Genomic DNA, 6,501 nt, shown 5'->3' with positions numbered 1-6,501 from the left:
TGCTGGAACTCATCAATGTGATAGCGATGGGTGATGATCGGCGTCAGATCGAGGCCGGACTGAATCAGCGCCGCCATCTTGTACCAGGTTTCGAACATCTCGCGGCCGTAGATGCCTTTGATGAACAAGCCTTTAAAGATCACCTGATTCCAGTCGATGGACATCTCGCCCGGCGGAATGCCCAGCAGCGCGATGCGGCCGCCGTGGTTCATCACTTCCAGCAAGGTGCGGAAGGCCGGTGGCGCACCAGACATCTCCAGACCGACATCAAAACCTTCGGTCATGCCGAGCTCATTCATCACGTCACGCAGGTTTTCCTGCGCCACGTTCACTGCGCGCGTTACACCCATTTTGCGCGCCAGATCGAGGCGATAGTCGTTGATGTCGGTGATCACCACATGGCGCGCACCGACGTGCTTACATACCGCCGCCGCCATAATGCCAATTGGCCCGGCACCGGAGATCAGCACATCTTCGCCCACCAAATCGAACGACAGCGCGGTGTGCACCGCATTGCCGAAGGGATCGAAAATTGCCGCCAGTTCGTCAGAAATGTTGTCAGGAATTTTGAAAGCGTTAAATGCCGGAATCACCAGATATTCAGCGAAACAGCCCTGACGATTGACGCCAACGCCTACCGTATTGCGGCACAGATGCGTGCGTCCGGCGCGGCAGTTGCGGCAATGGCCGCAGGTGATATGACCTTCACCGGAAACGCGATCGCCAACGGCAAAGCCCTTAACTTCCTCACCCATTCCCACCACTTCACCCACATATTCATGGCCGGTGATCATCGGCACTGGAATGGTTTTACGCGACCAGTCATCCCAGTTATAGATGTGCACGTCGGTGCCGCAAATAGCAGTTTTACGAATCTTAATCAGCAGGTCGTTATGGCCGGGCTCGGGAATCGGCGCGTCCTTAACCATCCAAATGCCTTCTTCGGCTTTTAATTTGGCGAGTGCTTTCATTTCCCGGCTCCTGAAATAACGCCCAGCTGTTGACCAATGCGGGTAAAGGCAGCCACAGCGTGTTCCAGCTGCGCCTGCGTATGTCCGGCAGAGATCTGCGTGCGGATACGCGCTTGACCTTGTGGTACCACCGGATAGAAGAAGCCGGTGACATAGATGCCTTCCTGCTGCAACAGACTGGCAAACTGCTGCGCCACTTTGGCATCGCCCAGCATTACCGGGATGATGGCGTGATCGGCGCCGGCCAGCGTGAAGCCTGCGGCAGTCATCTGTTCGCGGAAGAAGCGGGCATTTTCCCACAGGCGCTGACGTAAACCGTCGCCTTCACTCAGCAACTCCAGCACGCGCAGCGAGGCGGCAACAATCGCCGGCGCCAGCGAGTTGGAGAACAGATACGGACGTGAGCGCTGACGCAGCCATTCAACCACTTCTTTCTTCGCTGCCACATAACCGCCCGATGCGCCACCCAGCGCTTTGCCCAACGTGCCGGTCAGAATGTCGACGCGATCCATCACGCCGCAATATTCATGCGTGCCACGTCCGGCTGAACCGACAAAACCCACCGCATGAGAATCATCGACCATCACCAGCGCATCGAACTCATCTGCCAGATCGCAAATGCCCTGCAAGTTGGCGATCACGCCATCCATCGAGAACACGCCATCAGTAGCAATCAGGATGTGGCGCGCGCCTTTATCGCGTGCTTCCTGTAAACGCGCACGCAGTTCACTCATGTCATTGTTGGCGTAACGATAGCGCTGCGCTTTACACAGACGCACGCCATCAATGATCGAGGCGTGATTGAGGGCGTCGGAAATAATCGCGTCTTCAGCGCTGAGCAGCGTTTCAAACAGGCCGCCGTTGGCATCAAAGCAGGATGAGAACAGAATCGCGTCTTCCATGCCGAGGAACTCAGCCAGCTTGTGTTCCAACTGCTGGTGGATGTCCTGCGTGCCGCAGATAAAGCGCACCGAGGCCATGCCAAAACCGTGCGAATCCATGCCGTCTTTCGCCGCCTGGATCAATGCCGGATGATTAGCTAAACCCAAATAGTTATTGGCGCAAAAGTTGATAACGGGCGGGCTGTTGGCAACGTTGATTTCTGCCTGTTGCGCCGACGTGATGGTACGTTCTTGTTTGAACAATCCGTCCTGACGTGTTGTCTCAAGTTGTTGACGGATTTGCGAATAAAACTGATTGGACATGATTATGCTCCTCAGATAGCAAATATTTGGCACATATTACTGATCGAAAAGCGAAGCAACGACATTTCAGCCATCAATATCTCGGTTTTGCAGCATAGTTCACGCTGCGGACAGGATTTGTGCAGCGCTTACGGAGTCATCTGGCTGCCTGCGTCTGGCTGAAATGTTATGATGATAGGCATTCGTGGGTGAAACCTCCTGTTTCCCCCCAACTCTTTAAAGGCAAAGCATATGATTATCGTAACCGGTGGCGCTGGCATGATTGGCAGCAACATTGTTAAGGCGCTGAACGACCGCGGTCTGACCGACATTTTAGTGGTGGATAATCTGAAGGATGGCACCAAGTTCGTGAATCTGGCAGATCTCGACATCGCCGATTACATGGATAAAGAGGAATTCCTCAGCTACATCATGTCTGGCGAAGATCTCGGCCCCATCGAAGCCGTTTTCCACGAAGGTGCGTGTTCCGCGACCACCGAGTGGGACGGCAAGTACATGATGGATAACAACTATCAGTACTCGAAAGATCTGCTGCACTTCTGCCTCGAGCGTGAAATCCCGTTCCTCTACGCCTCTTCCGCTGCCACTTACGGCGGCCGCAACGAGAACTTCATCGAAGAGCGCCAGTACGAGCAGCCGCTGAACGTATACGGCTACTCGAAAATGCTGTTCGATCACTATGTGCGCCAGATTCTGCCTGAAGCCGAATCGCCGGTGTGCGGCTTCCGTTACTTCAACGTGTATGGTCCGCGCGAAGGCCATAAAGGCGGCATGGCAAGTGTTGCGTTCCATCTCAACACGCAGATCAGCAACGGTGAAAATCCAAAACTGTTCGAAGGCAGCGACGATTTCCGCCGCGACTTCATCCATGTTGATGACGTGGTCGCGGTGAACCTGTGGTGCTGGGAAAACGGCGTTTCCGGTATCTACAACTGCGGAACAGGCCGTGCTGAATCTTTCCAGGAAGTGGCGGATGCGGTGCTGAACTTCCATCAGAAAGGCCAGATTGAATACATTCCGTTCCCGGACAAGCTGAAAGGCCGTTATCAGGCGTTTACTCAAGCCGACCTCACCAATTTGCGTGCAGCGGGTTACGACAAGCCGTTTAAAACCGTCGCGCAAGGCGTGGGCGAATACATGGCATGGCTGAACCGTAACGCATAAGGAAATCGGCAGCAGCGATGAAAATTCTGGTTATTGGCCCATCATGGGTCGGCGATATGATGATGTCGCAAAGTCTCTATCGCACGCTCAAGGCTGAGCATCCTGAAGCGGTGATCGACGTGATGGCGCCGGCCTGGTGCCGCCCATTGCTGTCGCGTATGCCGGAAGTGAATCAGGCGCTGGCGATGCCGCTTGGCCACGGTGCATTAGCGCTGGGCGAGCGTCGTCGTTTGGGGAAAACCCTGCAGGCCAGCGGCTATGACCGCGCCTATGTACTGCCGAACTCCTTCAAATCTGCGCTGGTGCCGTTTTTCGCCGGGATCAAACGTCGCACCGGCTGGCGCGGCGAGATGCGCTATGGCGTAATGAATGATGTGCGCGTGCTGGACAAAGCTGCCTTTCCGTTGATGGTTGAGCGCTATGTGGCACTCGGCTATGACAAACCGGTTGCTTCCGCGCAGCAGCTGCCGCAGCCATTGCTGTGGCCGCAATTGCGCGTTGATGACGATGAAAAGCAGATGACGGCGGCGCAGTTTGCGCTGTCGGCCGATCGACCGGTAATCGGGTTTTGCCCGGGTGCAGAGTTTGGCCCGGCGAAGCGCTGGCCGCACTATCATTATGCCGCGCTGGCAGAGCAGCTGATTGGCGAAGGTTATCAGGTGGTGCTGTTCGGTTCAGCGAAAGACCGCGAAACCGGCGACACCATTGTGCAGACGCTGTCCGAAGCGGCGCGTGCGCACTGCAAGAATCTGGCCGGCGATACGCAACTCGAGCAAGCGGTGATTCTGCTGGCGAACTGCGCAGCGGTTGTCAGTAACGATTCCGGCCTGATGCATATCGCTGCAGCGTTGAATCGTCCGCTGGTGGCGCTGTATGGCCCAAGTAGCCCGGACTTCACGCCGCCGTTGTCCCAACAAGCGCGCATTATTCGTTTGATCACCGGCTATCACAAAGTCCGCAAAGGTGATGCCGAGCAAGGTTATCATCAGAGCCTGATTGATATTCAGCCAGCGCGCGTTCATCAGGAACTGAGCGCGCTGTTGCATCCGGTGCAGGAGTAAAGATGCACGTTTTGATTGTTAAAACTTCCTCAATGGGAGACGTGCTGCACACCTTACCGGCGCTGACAGATGCGATGCAGGCGATTCCTGGCATCAGGTTTGATTGGGTGGTTGAAGAGAACTTCGCTCAAATCCCAGCCTGGCATCCGGCGGTCGATAAAGTACTGCCGGTGGCGATTCGCCGCTGGCGCAAGCACTGGTTCGGCAGCCAGCAGCGTGAAGAGCGTGTGCAATTTAAGCGTGAGCTACAATCGCGTCAGTATGATGTAGTGCTGGATGCGCAAGGGCTGATCAAAAGTGCCGCGCTGGTTACGCGCCTGGCAAAAGGCGAGAAGCACGGGCAGGACAGCCGCAGTGCACGCGAACCTTTCGCCAGCTGGTGGTATGACAAACGCCATGAAATCAACAAGCAACAGCATGCGGTGGAACGTACGCGCGAGCTGTTTGCCAAAAGCCTCGGCTATGAAAAGCCCTCTACGCAGGGCGATTACGCGATTGCTGGCCATTTCCGTTCTACGCTGCCTGACAGCGCTCAGCCTTATCTGGTGTTTCTGCACGCCACCACGCGTGATAACAAACACTGGCCGGAATCACACTGGCGTGAGTTGATTGAGTTAGTGCAGCCAACAGGTTTGCGCGTGAAGTTGCCGTGGGGCGCTGAGCATGAACATCAACGCGCACAACGTTTGGCGGAAGGCTTTGACCATGTTGAGGTGCTGCCAAAGCTAACGCTGGAGCAGGTAGCGCAGCAGTTAGCCGGCGCGCGTGCGGTGGTGTCGGTGGATACCGGTTTGAGTCACCTGACGGCGGCGCTGGACCGCCCGAATATCACCTTGTTTGGTCCCACAGATCCGGGACTGATTGGCGGGTATGGCAAGAATCAGCATGAGCTGAAGGCGCAGGATAACAATCTGGCATCGGTTTCTGCGCAACAAGTCTTTTCCCAGCTTGAGACGTTAATAGGTTCCTCTGAAGATTGCGGACAATTCCACCGTGGATAAGAAAAAAAAATTTGCCAGGCTGCGTGCGCTTAATCGTCAGCGTAACTATTTGATGAAATCGCTACGCTTACACATTGCTCGGCTGATATTGGATCATCGCACCAAACGTGAGTTTGCAATTTCTGCACGTAAATCGGTTCTTTTTTTACGTGATGACGATAAAATCGGCGATATGGTTGTTTCAACCTCACTATTTCGTGAATTTAAGCGCGCGGGTTATGTGGTTGATGTCTTGGCAGGAAAGAACAATGCCAAAATTATCGAATTCAATCCTTATGTGAATAAGTATTACGTAGTAGAAAAAGATAACCAGCATAAGCTTGAGCAAGCTAAAGCTCTGGCGAAAAATAACTATGATGTGGTTATCGATATGGGAGATAAAATATCTCCCTTCCACTTGCTGTTACTCAAGAAACTCAACGCCCGTAACGTTGTTGGGTTTAATAAGTCAGGCTTCAATATCTATAACAAGTCATTAGATTATCTCGGATACTCTAGTCACGTTACAGAGCGTTACCAGTTACTGATGGAGAGTTTTGAGTTTATCTCATTCAGTACGGATTATGATATTCATGTACCAGACTCGGTGCGCAGTGAAATTCATGACTTTATGTCGACTATCGCAGCGCCATGCAAAGTTGTTATAAATCCCTATGCTGCCGATCCGCGTCGGGATATGTCTCTGTCGCAACTGAGTGCATTAATTGAAAGAATTAAACACGAATGGGATCAGGTTGAAATCATTCTGGTAGGTGATCCTGCAAGAATTAGCCAGTTGACGCATCTGGATGCAGTCATTAATCCATATCATACTTTAGCCAGTGCCTGTGAAATTGTCCGTTTGGCGGACATGGTGATTTCACCTGACACGGCGATTGTACATATTGCCGCAGCATGGAAGAAGCCATTGGTGAGTTTATATGGTAATGACCTTCACGGTGAATATGTTAACAGTAGGGTTTGGGGGCCGGGATACGATGCCGCTCGCCAGCTCTATACTAAAGATAAACATCATCCAGTTTCATCTATTGAAGTGGATGACATTATCCTTACTATGAAGGAGTTGAGCGTACTTAGTTGCAGCCGATCGCAATAAATA

6 protein-coding genes are annotated in these 6,501 nt (G+C 53.3%); 4 read left to right on the top strand and 2 right to left on the bottom strand.

All coding sequences use genetic code 11. From position 1 onward, the window contains the following. On the bottom strand, window positions 1–971 hold a 971-nt coding region (gene tdh / locus RTY00_RS00390; protein WP_312663070.1), incomplete at its 3' end, for an L-threonine 3-dehydrogenase. Then, window positions 968–2,176, bottom strand: coding sequence for a glycine C-acetyltransferase (locus RTY00_RS00385; protein WP_312663069.1), 1,209 nt, complete (start codon window positions 2,174–2,176; stop codon window positions 968–970). The genes RTY00_RS00385 and tdh, both read right to left, overlap by 4 nt. A gap of 231 nt (window positions 2,177–2,407) precedes the next feature. Here RTY00_RS00385 and rfaD point away from each other — a divergent pair, with 231 nt between their 5' ends. From rfaD to RTY00_RS00365, 4 genes are read left to right on the top strand one after another with little or no spacing between them, the layout of a single operon-like run. Next, complete coding sequence (gene rfaD, locus RTY00_RS00380) at window positions 2,408–3,340, top strand: ADP-glyceromanno-heptose 6-epimerase (RefSeq protein ID WP_008109718.1); 933 nt, start codon at window positions 2,408–2,410, stop codon at window positions 3,338–3,340. Window positions 3,341–3,357: 17 nt separating this feature from the next. Then, window positions 3,358–4,401, top strand: coding sequence for an ADP-heptose--LPS heptosyltransferase RfaF (rfaF, locus tag RTY00_RS00375; RefSeq protein WP_312663068.1), 1,044 nt, complete (start codon window positions 3,358–3,360; stop codon window positions 4,399–4,401). A gap of 2 nt (window positions 4,402–4,403) precedes the next feature. Then, window positions 4,404–5,402: a lipopolysaccharide heptosyltransferase RfaC gene (rfaC, locus tag RTY00_RS00370; RefSeq protein ID WP_312663067.1), complete on the top strand. Its 999-nt coding sequence runs from the start codon at window positions 4,404–4,406 to the stop codon at window positions 5,400–5,402. Next, window positions 5,395–6,498 (top strand): glycosyltransferase family 9 protein, encoded by a 1,104-nt coding sequence (locus tag RTY00_RS00365; protein WP_312663066.1) that lies wholly within the window; start codon window positions 5,395–5,397, stop codon window positions 6,496–6,498. The genes rfaC and RTY00_RS00365 overlap by 8 nt, the downstream gene beginning before the upstream one ends. Window positions 6,499–6,501: the final 3 nt, after the last annotated feature.

It is taken from the genome of Pantoea sp. CTOTU49201 (assembly GCF_032054795.1).
Taxonomy (GTDB): domain Bacteria; phylum Pseudomonadota; class Gammaproteobacteria; order Enterobacterales; family Enterobacteriaceae; genus Pantoea; species Pantoea symbiotica.
Note: the sequence above shows the minus strand (reverse complement) of the source record. Positions and strands in the feature narration are given on the sequence as shown.

Bases quoted from the DNA above. Each gene is read 5' to 3' on its own strand.
- RTY00_RS00385 (WP_312663069.1), bottom strand. From the start codon at position 2,176: ATGTCCAATCAGTTTTATTCGCAAATCCGTCAACAACTTGAGACAACA.
- rfaD (WP_008109718.1), top strand. From the start codon at position 2,408: ATGATTATCGTAACCGGTGGCGCTGGCATGATTGGCAGCAACATTGTT.
- rfaF (WP_312663068.1), top strand. From the start codon at position 3,358: ATGAAAATTCTGGTTATTGGCCCATCATGGGTCGGCGATATGATGATG.
- rfaC (WP_312663067.1), top strand. From the start codon at position 4,404: ATGCACGTTTTGATTGTTAAAACTTCCTCAATGGGAGACGTGCTGCAC.